Source organism: Azospirillum largimobile (assembly GCF_977007025.2).
In genome coordinates, this window is sequence record NZ_CDRMUA020000001.1 from 891603 (window position 1) to 907945 (window position 16343).

The 16343-nt window shown below is 69.4% G+C and carries 12 protein-coding genes; 6 read left to right on the top strand and 6 right to left on the bottom strand.

Annotated features, from left to right (window positions below; translation table 11 throughout):
• The first annotated feature begins 127 nt into the window (after positions 1-127).
• Positions 128-1240: an AI-2E family transporter gene (locus ACWPKK_RS04170; RefSeq protein ID WP_452001248.1), complete on the top strand. Its 1113-nt coding sequence runs from the start codon at positions 128-130 to the stop codon at positions 1238-1240.
• Positions 1241-1244: 4 nt separating this feature from the next.
• Here the strand turns inward: ACWPKK_RS04170 and ACWPKK_RS04175 are convergent, their stop codons facing one another.
• Positions 1245-2816: an MDR family MFS transporter gene (locus tag ACWPKK_RS04175; RefSeq protein WP_452001250.1), complete on the bottom strand. Its 1572-nt coding sequence runs from the start codon at positions 2814-2816 to the stop codon at positions 1245-1247.
• 274 nt (positions 2817-3090) lie between these two features.
• Here ACWPKK_RS04175 and ndk point away from each other — a divergent pair, with 274 nt between their 5' ends.
• Positions 3091-3513, top strand: a complete 423-nt coding sequence (gene ndk, locus ACWPKK_RS04180) for a nucleoside-diphosphate kinase (protein WP_014197473.1) — start codon at positions 3091-3093, stop codon at positions 3511-3513.
• A gap of 159 nt (positions 3514-3672) precedes the next feature.
• Complete coding sequence (locus ACWPKK_RS04185) at positions 3673-4179, top strand: hypothetical protein (RefSeq protein ID WP_452001252.1); 507 nt, start codon at positions 3673-3675, stop codon at positions 4177-4179.
• A 42-nt stretch (positions 4180-4221) separates the two neighbouring features.
• On the opposite strand, the gene ACWPKK_RS04190 is transcribed toward ACWPKK_RS04185, so the two are convergent.
• On the bottom strand, positions 4222-4539 hold the full coding sequence (locus ACWPKK_RS04190; protein ID WP_452001253.1) for a cupin domain-containing protein: 318 nt from the start codon (positions 4537-4539) through the stop codon (positions 4222-4224).
• A 319-nt stretch (positions 4540-4858) separates the two neighbouring features.
• On the opposite strand from ACWPKK_RS04190, the gene ACWPKK_RS04195 reads away from it, so the two are divergent.
• From ACWPKK_RS04195 to ACWPKK_RS04205, 3 genes are all read left to right on the top strand, one after another.
• Complete coding sequence (locus ACWPKK_RS04195; RefSeq protein WP_452001254.1) at positions 4859-7450, top strand: response regulator; 2592 nt, start codon at positions 4859-4861, stop codon at positions 7448-7450.
• 8 nt (positions 7451-7458) lie between these two features.
• Positions 7459-9366 carry a response regulator gene (locus tag ACWPKK_RS04200; RefSeq protein WP_452001256.1) on the top strand — a complete coding sequence of 636 codons (1908 nt, stop codon included), beginning with the start codon at positions 7459-7461 and terminating at the stop codon, positions 9364-9366.
• A 70-nt stretch (positions 9367-9436) separates the two neighbouring features.
• On the top strand, positions 9437-9619 hold the full coding sequence (locus ACWPKK_RS04205; RefSeq protein ID WP_310114205.1) for a hypothetical protein: 183 nt from the start codon (positions 9437-9439) through the stop codon (positions 9617-9619).
• A gap of 24 nt (positions 9620-9643) precedes the next feature.
• On the opposite strand, the gene ACWPKK_RS04210 is transcribed toward ACWPKK_RS04205, so the two are convergent.
• The 4 genes from ACWPKK_RS04210 to tssM all read right to left on the bottom strand — a co-directional run bounded on the left by ACWPKK_RS04210 (position 9644) and on the right by tssM (position 16342).
• On the bottom strand, positions 9644-9829 hold the full coding sequence (locus tag ACWPKK_RS04210) for a hypothetical protein (RefSeq protein WP_452001257.1): 186 nt from the start codon (positions 9827-9829) through the stop codon (positions 9644-9646).
• Positions 9830-10211: 382 nt separating this feature from the next.
• Positions 10212-10655: an ATP-binding protein gene (locus ACWPKK_RS04215; RefSeq protein WP_324871783.1), complete on the bottom strand. Its 444-nt coding sequence runs from the start codon at positions 10653-10655 to the stop codon at positions 10212-10214.
• Between the two features lie 54 nt (positions 10656-10709).
• A complete protein-coding gene (locus tag ACWPKK_RS04220; protein ID WP_452001259.1) occupies positions 10710-12719 on the bottom strand; it encodes a protein kinase domain-containing protein in 2010 nt (669 codons plus the stop codon).
• On the bottom strand, positions 12701-16342 hold the full coding sequence (gene tssM, locus ACWPKK_RS04225; protein ID WP_452001261.1) for a type VI secretion system membrane subunit TssM: 3642 nt from the start codon (positions 16340-16342) through the stop codon (positions 12701-12703). The genes ACWPKK_RS04220 and tssM overlap by 19 nt, the downstream gene beginning before the upstream one ends.
• Position 16343 lies beyond the last annotated feature (1 nt).

A 16343-nucleotide genomic window follows, 5' to 3' on the forward strand; every position in this document is an offset into this window, starting at 1 on the left:
TCCAGACTCATCTTCGGACTACCGCCGACGGCCTAGCCTGCTGACTTTCCGCAACGTTGGATGGGCTCGAGCGTTCTCCCCCAGGGCCGTCCGTCCGGCGGCCGCGCAAGTGCGGGAGTTCCGAGAGATGGCGATACCCAGCCGCTCAACCGCCCACCAGACCGCTTCCCCGGGTGCCGTCCCGCCCGGCCGGTCCGGCAGCGGGACGACGCAGGACGAGCCGCCGGCGCGGGCCAAGCGCGGCGAACTGGCCGTCTTCACCTGGAAGGTGCTGATCGTCGCCGGGGTGGCCGCGCTGACGCTGTTCCTGTGGAAGGTGTCGGGCACGCTGCTGCTGATCTTCACCGGCGTGCTGTTCGCCATCCTGCTGCAGCGGTTGACCGGCTATGTGCGGCAGGCGACGGGGCTGGGCCATGGCTGGGCGCTGGCCATCGTGCTGGTGGCGCTGGTGCTGCTGGTCGGCGGCGGCGGCTGGCTGATGGGCACCTCGATGGCGGCGCAGCTCGGCCAACTGCAGGAGCAGGTGACCAAGGCCATGGCCATGCTGCCCGACGAGTGGCGCCAGCGCATCATGGACGAGAGCAAGGACTGGCCCTGGATGAACCAGCTGAGCAGCTTCGCCTCCAGCCTCATCTATGTGATCGGCGACGCGGTGGTGGTGATGTTCGCCGCGCTCTATCTGGCGGCCTCGCCCGGCGTCTACCGGCGCGGCGTGGTGCTGCTGGTGCCGCCGCAGGGGCAGGAGCGGGCCTGGGAGGTGATGAACGTGGCCGGCGACAGCCTGTGGAAATGGCTGATCGGCCAGATGGTGGCGATGGCCGCGGTGGGCACGCTGACCGCGGTCGGGCTCTGGCTGCTGGGGATTCCGTCGGCGCTGGCCCTGGGCATGGTGGCCGGGCTGCTGGAGTTCATTCCGCTGGTCGGCCCCTTCCTGGCGGCGATCCCGGCGCTGCTGATCGCGTTTGCCCAATCGCCGCAGGATGCGTTGTGGGTCGCCGGGCTCTATCTGGTCATCCAGCAGGTGGAGGGGAACCTCGTCACCCCGCTGCTGCAGAAGCGGGTGGTCGATCTGCCGCCGGTGATCACCATCGGCGCCATCGCCGCCGGCGGCGTGCTGTTCGGCCTCATCGGCATGTTCCTGGCGACGCCGATCGCCGTGGTCGTGCTGGTGCTGGTCAACCTGCTCTACATCGAGGACAAGCTGGGCCAGCCCCGGCATTTCCCCAACAACGAGTCCTGACGCTTCAGTTTTCGGCAGCCGGGGCGGCGGCGGGCTGGTCCGTGCGGGAGGAGCGCAGCGGCAGTTCCTTCAGGAACAGGGTCATGGCGAAGGAAACGACCGCCAGGGCGGCCGCCAGCAGGAACAGGGTGGCGAAACCGTGCTCCAGCGTCGCCACCACCCCGCCGCGGACGGCCGGGGGCAGGTCGGCCAGCGCCGCGGCGCCATGGTCCAGAACCGCCCGGCCGGACAGGCCGGCCCCTTCCAACCGTTCGGACACTACGGCGTTGAACACGGCGCCGAACACCGCCACGCCGACCGAACCGCCGAGCGAGCGGAAGAAACCGACCGAGGCGGTGGCCGCCCCCAGGTCGCGCTGCTCCACCGCATTCTGCACGGCGACCGTCATCACCGGCATCACCAGCCCCAGCCCCATGCCGAGCGGCACCAGGATCAGCGTTGACCACAGCCCGCTGGCGGCCAGTTCCGGCAGGGTGCCGAGGAGCGCGTACATCACCCCCGACAACGCCAAGCCGACCAGCGGAAAGGCCTTGTAGCGCCCGGTGCGCGCGATCAGCCGGCCGCCGCCGACCGATCCGAAGGTCATGCCCAGCACCAGCGGCAGAAGCAGCAGGCCGGACACGGTGGCGCTGGCGCCCTGCACCAGCTGCAGGTGCAGCGGCAGATAGACGATGCCTGCGAACAGCACCATCGCCGAAACCGCGACCACCGGCGTCGCCACCGCGACCACCGGGCGGCGGAACAGGTGCAGCGGCAGGATCGGCTCCTCGATCCGGCGCTCGTGCCACAGGAAGACGGCCAGCATGGCAAGGCCCGCCGCCAGCAGGCCGAGCGCCGCCGGGCTGCCCCAGCCCATCGACTCGCCGCGGGTGGCGTAGACAAGCAGGCAGGTGACCGCCCCGGTCAGCAGCGCCGCGCCGGCCACGTCGATGCGCGGCTTGGCCCGGCCGGCGGGCAGGCGCGACAGGGTGCTGCGCGTCATGGCGAAGGCCGCGGCACCCAGCGGCAGGTTGATCAGGAAAATCCAGTGCCAGCCGATCGTCTCGGTGAAGATGCCGCCCAAGAGCGGCCCGGCGACGCTGGCCAGCGCGAAGACGCCGCCGATCATGCCCTGGTAGCGTCCGCGCTCGCGCGGGGCGACCACGTCGCCGATGATGGTGAAGGCCAGCGACATCAGCCCGCCGCCGCCCAACCCCTGCAGGCCGCGGAACAGGATCAGCTGGGTCATGCTCTGCGCCGCCGCGCACAGGACGGATCCCGCCAGGAACAGCAGGATCGCCGTCTGCAGCACGCGCTTGCGGCCGTAAAGGTCCGACAGCTTTCCGTAGATCGGCGTCGTGGTGGTGGAGGTCAGCAGATAGGCGGTGACCACCCATGGCAGCATCTCCAGCCCGCCGAACTGGCTCGCCATCGTCGGCAGCGCCGTGGCGACGATGGTCTGGTCCATCGCCGCCATCAGCATCGCCAGCGCGACCCCGCTGAACACGCGCAGGATCTCCTGGTGGGTGAAGACCGGCGGGACATCGTCGGGGGAGGCTGCAGCAGGCGTTGCGGAGCGGGCGGCGGTCTCGGTCATGGTCGGGCGTCTCGGCCGTTGAGGTCGTTGCACGGGGCACCGGAGGCGGTCCCACCATAGACTTGGAAGCGTTCCATGCAAGTCCGATGGCGCAAGTCTGTTGGCGCAAGTCCGATGGCGCAGGTCCGTTGGCGGTTCTACCGCATTCTCCAACGAACGCCTTGCCGCGCCGCGAAAGCGCCTCTATAAAGCGGCCCATCGGCGCCCCGGTTCAACCGGTGGCGCCTGCATGCTTTTTAATCGGCGAAAAGCCCAACCTGCAGGAGTCACCACCATGGCCGTCGAACGGACCCTCTCGATCATCAAGCCCGATGCCACCCGCCGCAACCTGACCGGCAAGATCAACGCCAAGTTCGAGGACGGTGGCCTGCGCATCGTCGCCCAGAAGCGCGTCCAGCTGTCGAAGGCCCAGGCCGAGCAGTTCTACGGCGTGCATCGCGAGCGTCCGTTCTTCAACGACCTGGTGTCCTTCATGATCTCCGGCCCGGTGGTCCTGCAGGTCCTGGAAGGCGAGAACGCCATCGCCCGCAACCGCGAGATCATGGGCGCCACCAACCCGGCCAACGCCGCCGAGGGCACCATCCGCAAGGAGTTCGCCGAATCGATCGAGGCCAACTCGGTCCACGGTTCGGACGCCCCGGAGACGGCCGCCCAGGAGATCGCCTTCTTCTTCGCCGGCATCGAGCTGGTGGGCTGATCCCGCAGGGTCGGGCATCGAGCCCGGCCGGCTGAGAAAAGGGCCGCTTCCGCAAGGAGGCGGCCTTTTTTGCGTTTTGCATCAGGCTCTGGCAGTATCGGGGGCCATAGACCTTTTGCCCCGCGAGCGCCGGGGCCGAATCCGACAGGAGTGCCCGCGATGGAATCCCAATCCGCAAAGCCGATCATCGCGGCGCTGCTGCAACCGCTGCCGATTCTGACCCAGCCGCAGGCCCGGAACGATCTGGCGGACGAGACGGTGGTGCGGCTGCTGGTCCGCCAGTTCATCGACCTCAGCCTAGACGCCTTCAACCAGGTCCTGCAGGGCAAGCTCGACCAGGACGAGGCGGTGGACGGCATCAACCGGCAGGCGACCGCGCTGAACGCCGTCTTCCTCGGCACCAGTGGCTTCGAGACCGTCATCACCCATCCCTGGAACACGCCGGAACATTTGGGCGCCTTCCTGAAGGAGATGGTGGCCCTGGAATATCCCGAGGACGATTGCGTCCGCGCCATGCTGATCCATCTGGCGACCCAGGTGATGCATGCGCTGCGCATTCCGGAGGAGGACCGCCACGAGGAGGTGGAGGCGCTGACCCTGGACGCCGCCGACCTGCTGCTCGGCCGTGCGCCGGAGGAAGAGGACGACCTCGAGATCGACGTCTGAGAAGCGAATTCGACGTCTGCGACCGACCGTGGCCCCGCGGCATCAGCCGGCGGGGTGCAGGTTCACCTCGACCAGCACCGTGTCCTCGACGAAATCGGCGCTGTGCCAAGCGTCGGGGTCGAAACGGATGACCATGCCCGGACGCAGGTCCACCGGCCCGGCCTCGCAGGTCAGCAGGGCGCGCCCCTCCACGACCATGACGAATTGTTCATGGGCGTGGCTGTGGCGCGGGGCGGCGGTCCCCGCCTTGAAGACCACATGGTTCAGCGATGCGCCTGCGCCAAGGAACTTGCGCCGTTCCGCTCCTCCGTCCGTCTGGGCCGGGAGATCCTTCCATGTGACGACGTCTGCCTTGGGCATGCCGGGTCCCCTTCCTGCGGTGGCGACCGGTTTATACGCGCGTCGGCACCATCCGGATCTCCATCCAATCCGGGAGATTTCGGATAGGGTCATGACTGACCGTAAGAACATCCATCTGAAAAGCAGGGTCCGGTGAACGAAACTTCGTCAGGTCTTCTGATGCGGTGCCGTAGTCCGCAGATGGGCTGAAATGATTCGATATGCCGGTTTCTGAAGGAAAGCTTAGCCTCGAAACCAGCTGTTAACGCCTGGCCTTCTAAGACGATAGGGTTAGACGCGACAGCGTCGGACAATCACCCTTCGGACCGGCGGAGGCACCGTGGACGTTGCAGACACCGACCACCCGCTCCGCACTGCGGGTGCCGTCGAACCGGCCGCCGGTCGCTCCCGTCTTTCCGCTTCAATCCCCGGCCTTCTCGCCGGGCTGGCCGGCTTCGGCACCCTGGCGGGGCTGGCCGCGACCGGGCAGGCCGCTTGGCCGGTGGCCGGCGCCCTCACCCTCGCTGGCGGACTGGCGCTGTGGAGCGCCCGGCGGGCCGGCGGCAGCGCTTCGGCGCTGGCGCGGTCGGAAGCGGCATTGCGGCAGGCACAGAGTGAATTGGCCTGGATGCAGGCCCGTGCCCGCGATTTCACCGCCGCTTCTCCCGGCTGGTTCTGGGAGACGGGGGCTGACCACCGCTATCTCACCCTGTCCGACCGGCTGGGGATGCTGTTGCGCTGCGATCCCGGCAGCGTGTTCGGCGAATCGTTGCTCGACCTCGGGGCTCTGGTCGATGACGAGGCGACCTGGGCCGAATACCGCGCCGACATCGAGGCGGGCCGGCCCTTCCGCGACCTGGAGGTGAGCTTCGAAGGGGTGGACGGCCGCGACCTCGTGCTGCGGCTCAGCGCCGTGCCGGTGCGCGACGCCGACGGGCGCTTCCGCGGCTATCGCGGCTGCGGCATCGACGCCACCGCCGAAACGCTGGCGCTGGTCGAAGCGCGATTCATGCAGGCGGTGGTGCATGACGCCATCGACAGCGTGTCGGAGGGCTTCGTGCTGTTCAGCGCCGACGGACGGCTGCTGATCTGCAACGAGCAGTACCGCCGCGCCTATCCCACCATCGCCGACCTGCTGACCCCCGGCCGCAGCTTTGCCGAGATCCTGCGGGCGGCGGCGGAACGCGGCGGCTATGAGGGCGAGGGCGACATCGGCGCCTGGGTGGAACAGCGGCTGACGCGCCACCTCCAGCACTCCGCCCCGGTGGACGGCCGGCTGTCCGATGGGCGCTGGTACCGCATCAGCGAGCATGCGACCGGCACCGGCGGCGTGGTGAAGATCCTGATGGACATCACCGAGCTGAAGACGCGGGAAGAGGAGCTGGCCGGCCAGACCGCCCGGCTGAAGCAGAGCGTGACCGCGCTCAGGGAAAGCGAACTGCGCTACCGCCAACTGGTGGAACTGGCGCCCTACGGCATCGTCATCTGGAGCCGCAGCGCCATCCGCTTCGCCAACGGCGCCGCCGCCGCGATCCTGGGCCTCACCGCCGATGCGCTGGAAGGCCTGTCCCTGGCAAGCTTCCTGGAGGATGGCGACGCGCTGGAGGCGACTTTCGCCGCCGCGGCGGAGGGGGAGCAGCAGCGGCTGGAATGCGACGCCCTGCGCCCGGACGGCGAACGCCGCCGGCTTGAGGTCGGGGCCAGCCCCGCGATCCATGGCGGCGGCCCGGCGGTCCTGCTGGTGTTGAACGACATCACCGACCGTCGCCGGGTGGAGGGCGAGCTGCAGCGCGCCCAGAAGATGGAGGCGGTCGGCCGAATGGCCGGCGGCATCGCCCACGAGTTCAACAACATGCTGACCGCCATCGGCGGCTTCGCCCGGCTGGCGGAACGCAATCCCGCCGATCCGGACCGCGTCCTGACCTGCGTGCAGGAAATCGCCAAGGCGTCCGAACGGGCGGCGGCGCTGACGGGGCAATTGCTGGATTTCTCCCACCGCCGGGTGACGGACGAACGGGAGGTGGTGGCGATCGCTCCGCTGGTGCGCGACATGCGGGTCTTCCTGAAGCCGCTGCTGAGCGCCGGCATCGACGTGGCGATCCAGGCCGGCGACGAGAGCGCCCCTTCGGAGGCCTATGCGCTGGTCAACCCGGTCACGCTGAACCAGGCGCTGCTGAATCTGGCACTGAACGGGCGGGACGCCATGCCGAACGGCGGCACCCTGACCATCGCCCTGACAATGGAGACGCCCGACGACGCCTTCTTCGCCCGTCACCGCGGGCTGAAGCCCGGCCGCCATGTCGCGATCCGGGTGACCGACCAGGGCGGCGGCGTTCCGGCGGCGATTCGCGACCGCATCTGGGAGCCCTTCTTCACCACGAAGGAGCCGGGCAAGGGCACCGGGCTCGGCCTGTGGATGGTCTATGGCACGGCACAGCAGGCCGGCGGCGCCGTGGAACTGGAGGGCGAGGAGGGACGCGGCGCCACCTTCGCCCTGTTCCTGCCGGCGGTCGATCCGCCCGCCGCCCCCGCCGGGCTCGACCCGCTGCATGTCGCGGAGGGGGAGGGGGCGGTCATCCTGCTGGTGGACGACGAGGATTCGGTGCGCCGCTATCTCCGCCTCGTGCTGGAGGAGGCCGGCTGCACCGTGGTCGAGGCATCGGACGGGCAGGAGGCGCTGGAGCGCTATGACCAGGCCGGCGGCCTGTTCGACGCGGTGGTCAGCGACGTGTCGATGCCTCGGATGAATGGGCTTGAGCTTGCCCGCGCCCTGGAGACGCGCAACCAGCTTCTGCCCATCCTGTTCCTGACCGGCTATGCCTCGCGCGAGACGGCGGCAGGGCTGACGGCCCAGGAAGGGCGGCAGATCGTGATGAAGCCGGTGGCGCCGGAGCGGCTGCTCCACGCCCTGCGCGACCTTCTGGCCTTGTGAGGACCGTGATGGAGCCCTCCCGCCACGACGACCGCGCCGACCCGGCCACTCCCTCCGTGCCGGACGAGGCCGACGGGTCCGCTCCCGACGTCTGCCGGGAGCCTGCGGATTTCTACGCGGCGGCCGGCCGGGACAGCGTCGGCCGCTTCTGCCGCCGCTTCCTCGACGAAAATGCGCTGACGGCGACGGAACTGCTGCACCATCCGCGCCATCAGGTCTCGCTGTCCAACACCGCCACCTTCGTCGCCATCCTGACCCAGGCGGAACGGGCGATGGAGAGGCCCGGCGGTCAGAAGGGCGCATTGACCCCGCTGGTCAACGAGATCGCCCGGTTGACGCGGGAAAGGCTGAAGGAAAACCCGCCACCCGATTTCCTGCCCGATGCCTATCCCGGCACGGCGGCGGAGCTTTTGTCCAACGGCGGCTTCCTCGGCCGCTTCCTGCTCGACGCCGCCATCACGCAGCACATCGCCACCGGCCGCAACTTTGCCGAAAAGGCGGAATCGCTGCTGGAACTGGCTGCGACCACCGAGCATCCCGACGCGCTGGTCCCGCTGGAGCGATTGTTGGGCGAAATCGTTCTGAGCGATGCCGGCACCGCGTCCTGCGCGCGAGACGCGCCCTTCGTCACGTTGATCGACCTGATCGTGACGCTGATCGCCGCCGACCGGCCGATGCCGGACGACGCACCGCCGGTCTTCCGCCGGCTGGACGCGCTGATGCGGCGGGTGCCGATGCCGGTCCTGCGCGAGGCGCTGACCGCCGCCTTCCGCCGCGAGATGGCCAGGCCCGCCTGCTTCACCATCGCCAGCGCCGGCGACATGTTCGGCATCGAGGCTGTGCAGCGCGAAATCCTGGCGCTGAGCGACCTGTCCGCCCGCCTGCGCGACCGCGAGGGCAACTACGCAGGCGGCGCCCGGACCGAAGCGGCGCTGCAACGGCGCACCGCCCTGCTGGTCAACGAGGACACGGTCCCGGAGATCACGCGCGGCCGCAACTTCATGCAGAAGCTGCGCATCCTGTTCGTACTGCAGAAGATGCCGCTGTCGCCCACCGCGGCCAAGGCGGTCACCGATTACCTGAAGAGCTTCTTCGACAGCCGCGACTTCGCCGGCCGGCTGCTGGATTGCTGGAAGGACCGCAACGAGAAGCTGAAGGGGCTGGCGGAGGTCCAGCGCATGGTGCAGTCCAGCGCCTTCCCGGAGGAGGAGCGCGAGTATCTGGCCGGCCAGATGGACGACATCCAGAACGCCTTCCTGCGCACCCAGCGCGTGCTGGCGCCGCTGATCCAGGCGAAGGACGACCCGCCGGCCGACGCCGTGCTGGACATCGTCCGTCTGGCGGGGGAGGGGGCCTTCTGCAACGGCAAGAGCCGGCTGGCGGTTGCCCGCGTCCTCTACCGCCACTGCCACCGGCCGCGCTTCGTCCGCCATGTGCTGCTGAACGCGCCGGGCCCGAAGGAGCGGGCGGCGCGGGCCGGCTGGTTGCGCCAGTCGCTGGCGATGGTCGGCGTGCCCTTCATCGACCTCGCCGCCCAGCGGGTGCTGGTGGTGGATGACGAGGACGGACCGCGTGCCTTCGTAACCTCGGTCCTTCGTGAACTGGGCATCGGGCAGGTCGACACCGCGGTCGACGGCCATGACGCGTTGCAGCGCTTTCAGGCGGACGGGGCGGCCTACGACCTGATCGTCTGCGACTGGATGATGCCGCGGCTGAACGGGCTGGACCTGCTGAAGCATGTGCGCGAAACGCGCAGCGACCTGCCATTCCTGATGGTCACCGCTCTCGCCACGCTGGAGGCGGTGAAGAAGGCGCTGGCCCATCAGGTCAGCGGCTATATCGCCAAGCCCTTCACGCCCGACCAGTTGGAGGAGAAGGTTTTCCTGGTCCTGGCGCAGAAGGGGATCGGGGAGTAGGGAGCCGATTCGGGGACGAAAGGGGGCGCCGGGCTGTTGTGGTGGGGAGACCTATGGAGGGAGCCGTCCCATGGCAGACAAGACAGCGAACGAGGGCCACGCCCTGTCCAACGAGCCGGACCGCGACATCGCCGACCCGCTCGAAGCGGCGAAGGCCGTATCGGACACCGGCAAGCCAATCACCATCGACACCGAGTCGGCGAAGCACATCGACCGTCCGGCGGAGAAGGGCAAGGCCGGGAAGAAGAAGTGAAAGGCATGGACGCCTGAGGAATGCTCAGCGCAGTTCCAGGCCCGCCTGCTTGAAGGCGCGGGCGAGGGCATCGACGATGGTCGGATCGACCTCGCCCGTTCCGTAATCGAGATTCATGACGGCGTACCACGGCACACCGGCCTTGTTCGCCAGCATCCGTGTCGACCAGCCAAGGCGCAGGCGTGCCTCTTGGCACTGCGTCCCGGTCATGATGCGTCGACTCCACACGTTAGCGTTCGCCTTCCATGTCCCGGTCCCCGTCGGACAGTGGTAGCCCGCTCTGGACCGATGGTCGGCGATAATAATGCTGTAAAAAGCCAAGCTTGTCATGTGTCGGTTTGTTGCAAAGCGGAACGCTCTGCTTTGCCGGATTGTCATGGAAGACAAGCGGCAGACGACCGGCAAGAGGTGCATAAAGTTCGCGGGGTAATCGATTTGACCTTGCGACTGTTGGGGACTTTGCCGGCGTGGCGGAGCGGAGCCGCTGTGCTCCCGATAGTCCGAAGGCCATATCCCCTACCTCTTCAGGGGATTGTCGGAGCGTTACCCGCCGCCAAAGGTTGCGGTCAGCCGAAGTGGTCAGCCGAAGTGGTCAGCCGAAGCTTTTGACGAGCTGGACCAGATTGCGGTCGCCCTCGCGCCGGTAGCTGGCGCGGTCCATCGTCTTCTTGACCAGGAACACGCCAAGGCCGCCGACGCGGCGGTCATCGACGTCGCTGGTGAGGTCGGGCGGCGGGGCGTCGGCGAAGGGATCGAAGGCGGCGGCATCGTCCTCCACCTCCGCCCGCAGTTCCGCGGTGTCCGCCTCCATCCGCACCCGGATCTCGTGCGGGCCGGCATCGTCGTAGCCGTAGGAGACGGTGTTGGTGATCAGCTCGTCGAAGCAGAGATTGAACTTGAAGGCAAGATCGGGCGGCAGCTGGTTGCGTTCGATGAACTCGTCCACCGCTTCGGCCAAGCGTCCCAGTTCGGACAGGTCGTTGCGCAGGAGCATGTCCAGGCGGTTCGCCACGGCACCGTCAATCCGCTCATCCATGCGCCGATCTCCCTTTGACCGTTGGTCCGTGTTTCCCGCATCGCGGGGAGCGTGTCAGGCCGCCGCTCCGGCGACCGCCCAGCGGCGCAGCGCCGTCACGGCGATCCGCTCGACCTCGCTCCAGCCCAGCCCGCTCGCCATCTCGGCCAGCGCCACCAGCCGGGTGCGGGCGCCAGTGTCGCCGACCGGCGCATTGCCGAGGTCGGCGGTCAGCCCGGCGACGAGGCCGTAGAGCATGGTCGACAGGCTGTGCATCAGCGGCGCGCAGTCCGGTGCGGTCAGGCGGGTGGCGAACAGATAAAGCTGGCCGACGCCGCGCAGCCGGGCGCCGAAGCTCTCGGGCGTTCCGGCGCCGGTCGTGACTTCCCCGCGCAGTTCCTCCACCGACAGGGTGGCGAAGCGGCCGGCCGCGGCGATGAACTCCGCCACCGCATCCTGGGGCAGGCCGCCGGTGGCCTGACCACCCGTCTCGAACAGGCGCTGGGCCATGACGATCAGTTCCTCGATGTTGGCGAGGATGATGGCGACGCCGAAGCGGGCCAGCCCGTCATTGCCGTCGGTGCAGGCGCGCAGGATCTGCGTCACCTTGCGGATGACCTGAACGGCGAACATCAGCATGGCGCTGCGGCTCTGCGCCAGTTCGGCCTCGGCGCCCAACTCCTCCAAAGCGTGCTGCAGAATTTCCAACCGCAGGAAGTCGAGCGACAGCATCTGGATGTCCGGGTTGTCGCCGTCCATCAGAACCCGGTTCAATTCGCCGGAATAGAGGAAGAAGCGGCCGGACAGGTCGAAGGCGATGCGCGCCGCCGACATCCGGGCGCGGTCGGCGGCCGGCGTTCCGGCCAGCGCGCGGTTCATCGCTGCGAACAGCCGGACCAGCGGCATCCAGTCGCGCCGCTGGCTTGCCGGGGCGGCGCGTGGGGCAGGGGTGGCCGAGACGATCAGTTCGGTCAGCGGCTCGATCCCGGAGCCGAGCAGCACCGACTGCCAGCGCTGGGCATCGCCGCCGGCCCCCGCCTGCCACTCCGCCAGCAGGTCGAGCAGCTCGGTCAGCTTGCGGGCGTCGATCGGCTGGCCGGGGATGGCGCGCAGGGCGGTTTCCAGCGCCGCGGCGATGGCGTCCCGGTCACGCGCCGGGGCGATGGCCGCCGGGATGTCGGCGTTGAACAGGGTCAGTTCGGCGGCCGGGGGCGCCGCCCGCATGGTGCCGGCGACGGCCAGCGCGTGGCGGAGCGCCTCGGCGAACTCCGCGGCGCTGCCATAGCGGTCGGCCGGCGCCTTCGCCAGTGCCTTGAGGATCACCGTGTCGAAGGGCGGCGGCAGCTCCGGATTGCCGTGGGAGGGCGGCGGCGGCTCGACGAACAGGATCTGCTGCATCACCGTGGCGACGGAGCCGGAGAAAGGCCGCCGCTGGGCCAGCAGGTAATAGAGCACCACTCCGGCGGAGAACAGGTCGCTGCGTGCGTCGGCCTTCTCGCCGCGCAGAACCTCCGGCGCCATGTAGGCGGGGGTGCCCAGCAGGTCGCCGGCCTGGGTCAGGTCGGAGGAAGAGATTTGCGCGATGCCGAAATCCGCCAGCTTCGGCGTCAGGTCGTCTTCCACCACGATGTTGGCCGGCTTGATGTCGCGGTGGATGATGTTGCGGGCGTGCGCGAAGGCCAGCGCGTCCAGCACCGCCGCCATCAGCGCGCCGCCCTGCTGGGTCGACAGCGGGGTGTCGGCCTCCAGATAGTGCTTCAGCTCCTTGCCCTGGATCAGCTCCATCGCGAGGTAGGGCGCGCCGCCATGGGCGGCATCCAGCACGCCGTAGTCGTGCACCCGCACGATGTTGCGGTGGTCGAGCTTCAGCCCGATCTCCGCCTCGCGCCCGAAGCGGGCGAGCACGGCGTTGCGCTCCGCCGCGGCCAGAAGTTCGCCGCGCAGCAGCTTCAGCGCCACCGGCTGCCCGGTCCGCCCATCGGTCGCGCGGTAGACCACGCTCATGGCACCCTGGCCCAGCACCCCTTCGACCCGGTAGGGGCCGATGGGACCAGGAAGCGCGCCGCCTACAGAGCCGTCGGGCATCGGAAACTCTCCAGCAGGTTCTTGCCGAAGGGGTTGTTCACGCTGTCGGCCCGCAGGGCGAACACCGCCTTGCGGGTGCCCACCGTCACCGCGAAGGTGAAGCGGTCGGGCTGCGGCGTGGACTCCAGCTTGCCGTCGGCGAGGAAATGGAACAGTGCCCAGGGACCCTGGCGCGAGATGCCGGCAGGCTCACCCGGCAGCGGCGGGCCGAAGCCGAGGCGCACGCTGCTGGTGCCCTCCGCCCCCGGCCACTTCATCACCTGCGGGCGGGGCGGGCCGTGCTGGTAGATCAGCGTCTGGCCGTCGACGTCCAGCGCCACCTGGGTCGCCTTGGCGTCCAGCTCCACCGGCGTGATCTCGAACACCACCTTGGCGGTGGCGGCACCGGCGGGGAACAGGCTGTCGCGGATCTTCGCGGCGCGTTCGAACTGGTCCAGCACGGCAGGCGGAATGCCGAGATCGACCTGATCCACCTTCTGCCAAGCCCAGGGGCTGACCGTCATGTCGACGAAGGGGCGCAGGTTGGTGTTGAAGAACTGGTCGATCATGCCGCCCGGCGCGAACAGCTTGGCGAAATCGGCCGCCGTCACATCCACCTGGCTGTTCGGCACCATGGGGAAGCGGTTGTCCAGCGCCGCCCGGCAGAAGGGCAGGACAGTGGATTGCCACGCCTTGTTGATCTGCGTCCGCGCGCCCCCGGCGCTGACGGTCGCGGCACTCTGCGCCACGGTGGCGACCATGCCGCCGATGGGGTCGGGCAGGTCGCGGGCGAGATTGCGCAGCTGCGCCGCCACCGCTCCCTTGTCGCCGCCGCCGGCAAGCCCGGCCAGCAGCGCGCCGTTCTGGTCGGGCGCGTTAGCCGCGCGGGCGATCTGCTGGTACAGCTCGCCCAGCAGCTTCAGCGATTCGTCCAGCTTGGGCGGAGCCCCGCCTTCGCCCTGCACGAGGTCGCGCACAGCCTTGAAGTGGTCGTTGATCGGCTGACCCGGCGGCGGACCTGCCGGCTGCAGCGAGACGCCGGCCAGCCGCGCCAGATAGGCGGCGTTGGTGCCGGTGGAGTCCACCGCCTTTTCGGCGGCCTGCGCCTGCTGCGCCACCCCGGCCAGCGGGCCGCCGGCAACCGGACCCTTGCCATCCGCGGGCTTGTCATTCGGGCCGGGGGCGAGCATGGTCTCGCGTACCATGGCGGTCAGCCACAGCTTCAGCGGCGATTGCAGACCGGACAGCGTGTTCAGCACGTCGGCGGCCTGGTTCAGGCTGCGCAGCGGCACGACCACCACGTCGCCCAGCAACTCGTCCCACTGGCGGGCGTAGCGGTCGAGATAGACGGCGAGGATGCCCTGTTCCAGCCGTTGCGCGCTGGCGACCGCCTGCGGGCCGCTGCTCGGCTGGCCCAGCACCCAGTTCTCGTCCACCAGCGCCTTGGCGACCTTGGGCAGCGCCGGAAGCACCGCCTTGTGGAAGCCGTCATAGCTGTAGAGGCCGGGCACCCCCTCCGACAGAGGCTTGCCCGACGGACGGATCAGCACGCGGCCGGCCAGCGGTCCGGCATGATCGACCAGCCGCCAGTCGGCCAGCGCCTGGATCTCCGGCCGATCGCGCAGGATGGCGAAACCGCGTTCGGCCAGCGGATAGCGCGTCAGGCTCTGGCGCGCCTCCTCCACCAGCGCCTCGTCCGGCTCCATGGATGAGAGAGGGGCGGCCAGCATGGCGTCGAGATGGATGCGCAGGTCGCGCCGCACGCCGTCATAGGCCGGGCCGGGCAGCGATGCCATCCAGTCCAGCGCCATCCATTCCGACACCAGCCCCTTGTCCAGCGGCCCCTTGCCGGCCAGCATCAGATAGACCTTCAGCGCCTGGAACAGGTATTCGGGCCGGCCGCGCTCGCGGCGCAGCTGCTCCTCCACCCGCAGGAAGACGCGCGGCAGCAGGATTGTCCGCAGCGCGCGATCGTAGACGGTCTCGCTCTGTCGGCCGAGCCGGCCGCCCTGATAGAGGCCGCCGGTCATCTCCAGCGGCGCCGGATCGGTCCAGCCGGCGGGGATGGCGCGCAGCGTGTTCAGCGGCGGCACGATGGTGATGAAATCGGTGTCGTCGACCTTGGTCAGCGACCGCGGCGCGGTGGCGAGCGGCGCCAGCTCGGCCTGTGCCTTGGCGGCGGCGGCATCGACCCCGGCGACCAGCGCGGCATTGCCGGTGAAGCTGTTGGCCCAGAAGGCGGCGACCCCCAGCCCGGCCAGCAGCATGGCGATCATCGCCCCGCCGCGCAGCAGGCGCCGCCGCCGCTCCAGCCCGGAATTGGTGCCGACCAGCCCGGCCTCGGCGAAGACCACCTCGCGCAGGGTGCGGGTCAGGAAGAAGCTGCGCCCGCCGCTGGCCGCCGGCAGGACCGGACGGTCGAGCCCGAAGGAGCCCGCCACCATTTCCGACAAACGGTCGACCGGCGCGCCGTCCTGGGTGCCGCTGGTCAGGTAGACGCCGCGCAGCAGCGCGCGCTCCTCGTAGCGGTTGGGCTCGAAGATGACCATCAGCAGGTCGGCAATGGCCGGCTTGAGCGCCGCGATCTGCGCCGGGAACAGGGTGTCGAGCGAGCGGCGCTGGATATCGGATTCGCCATGGACGCGGTCGAGCACGCGGCGGGCGATGCGCCCGGTCATTGCTTCGAACTCCGCACCGAACCGGTAGACTGGTGCGTCGTCGCCGGTCTTGCCGTCGTCCAGCGGGAAGGTGACGCCCCAGACCTGCTCGCGCTCCTCGCGGCTGAGATCGTCGAAGAACTCGGCGAAACCGGCGATCAGGTCGGCCTTGGTCAGCAGCACATAGACCGGGACCCGCGACCCGATCTGTCCGCGCAGCTCCTTCAGCCGCAGCTTCAGCTGTTCGGCGTGGCCCTTGCGCTCCGGCTCGCTCCAGACCGCGAGGTCGGCGAGGCTAACGGCCAGCAGGATGCCGTTGACCGGCTGGCGCGGGCGGTGGCGCTTCAGCAGGGCGATGAAGTTCTTCCAGACCTTGCCGTCGATGGCCGGCTGGCTGTCCTGGGTGATGTAGCGGCCGGCGGTGTCGATCAGCACCGCCTCGTCGGTGAACCACCAATCGCAGTTGCGGGTGCCGCCGACATCACGCAGCGCCGACCGTCCCATCTCGGCGGCGAGCGGGAAGCGCAGGCCCGAGTTCGCCAGCGCCGTCGTCTTGCCGGCCCCCGGTGCGCCGATCAGCAGATACCAGGGAAGCTGGTAGAGGTAGCGCTGCCCCCAGGTACCGCCGAAGCGCGCCTTGCGCAGCTGGTCCAGCGCCTCGCGCAGGCGGCCGCGCAGCAGGTCGGTCTCCTGGCCGACGGCGTCCGAATCCGGATCGCCCTTTGCGGCCGGCGTCGCCTTGGCGAGAGCCTGCACCATGCGGTCGTTGGCGCTGCGGTGGCGGTAGAGCGACCATTGCATCGCCAGCGCCCAGGCCAGCAGGATGCCGAAGACCACGGCCAGCCGAATGGTGGCGTCCTCCAGCGGGAAGGCGCCCGACACGGCGACGAGCGGTCCCAGGAACCAGACGATGGCGCCCAGGCACAGCGCCGCGACCAGCGTCAGGAACCAGCGGGAGGTCAGGGCGGACAGGATCGATTTCAGCATC

Bases quoted from the DNA above. Each gene is read 5' to 3' on its own strand.
- ACWPKK_RS04170 (WP_452001248.1), top strand. From the start codon at position 128: ATGGCGATACCCAGCCGCTCAACCGCCCACCAGACCGCTTCCCCGGGT.
- ACWPKK_RS04175 (WP_452001250.1), bottom strand. From the start codon at position 2,816: ATGACCGAGACCGCCGCCCGCTCCGCAACGCCTGCTGCAGCCTCCCCC.
- ndk (WP_014197473.1), top strand. From the start codon at position 3,091: ATGGCCGTCGAACGGACCCTCTCGATCATCAAGCCCGATGCCACCCGC.
- ACWPKK_RS04185 (WP_452001252.1), top strand. From the start codon at position 3,673: ATGGAATCCCAATCCGCAAAGCCGATCATCGCGGCGCTGCTGCAACCG.
- ACWPKK_RS04190 (WP_452001253.1), bottom strand. From the start codon at position 4,539: ATGCCCAAGGCAGACGTCGTCACATGGAAGGATCTCCCGGCCCAGACG.
- ACWPKK_RS04200 (WP_452001256.1), top strand. From the start codon at position 7,459: ATGGAGCCCTCCCGCCACGACGACCGCGCCGACCCGGCCACTCCCTCC.
- ACWPKK_RS04205 (WP_310114205.1), top strand. From the start codon at position 9,437: ATGGCAGACAAGACAGCGAACGAGGGCCACGCCCTGTCCAACGAGCCG.
- ACWPKK_RS04210 (WP_452001257.1), bottom strand. From the start codon at position 9,829: ATGACCGGGACGCAGTGCCAAGAGGCACGCCTGCGCCTTGGCTGGTCG.
- ACWPKK_RS04215 (WP_324871783.1), bottom strand. From the start codon at position 10,655: ATGGATGAGCGGATTGACGGTGCCGTGGCGAACCGCCTGGACATGCTC.
- ACWPKK_RS04220 (WP_452001259.1), bottom strand. From the start codon at position 12,719: ATGCCCGACGGCTCTGTAGGCGGCGCGCTTCCTGGTCCCATCGGCCCC.
- tssM (WP_452001261.1), bottom strand. From the start codon at position 16,342: ATGCTGAAATCGATCCTGTCCGCCCTGACCTCCCGCTGGTTCCTGACG.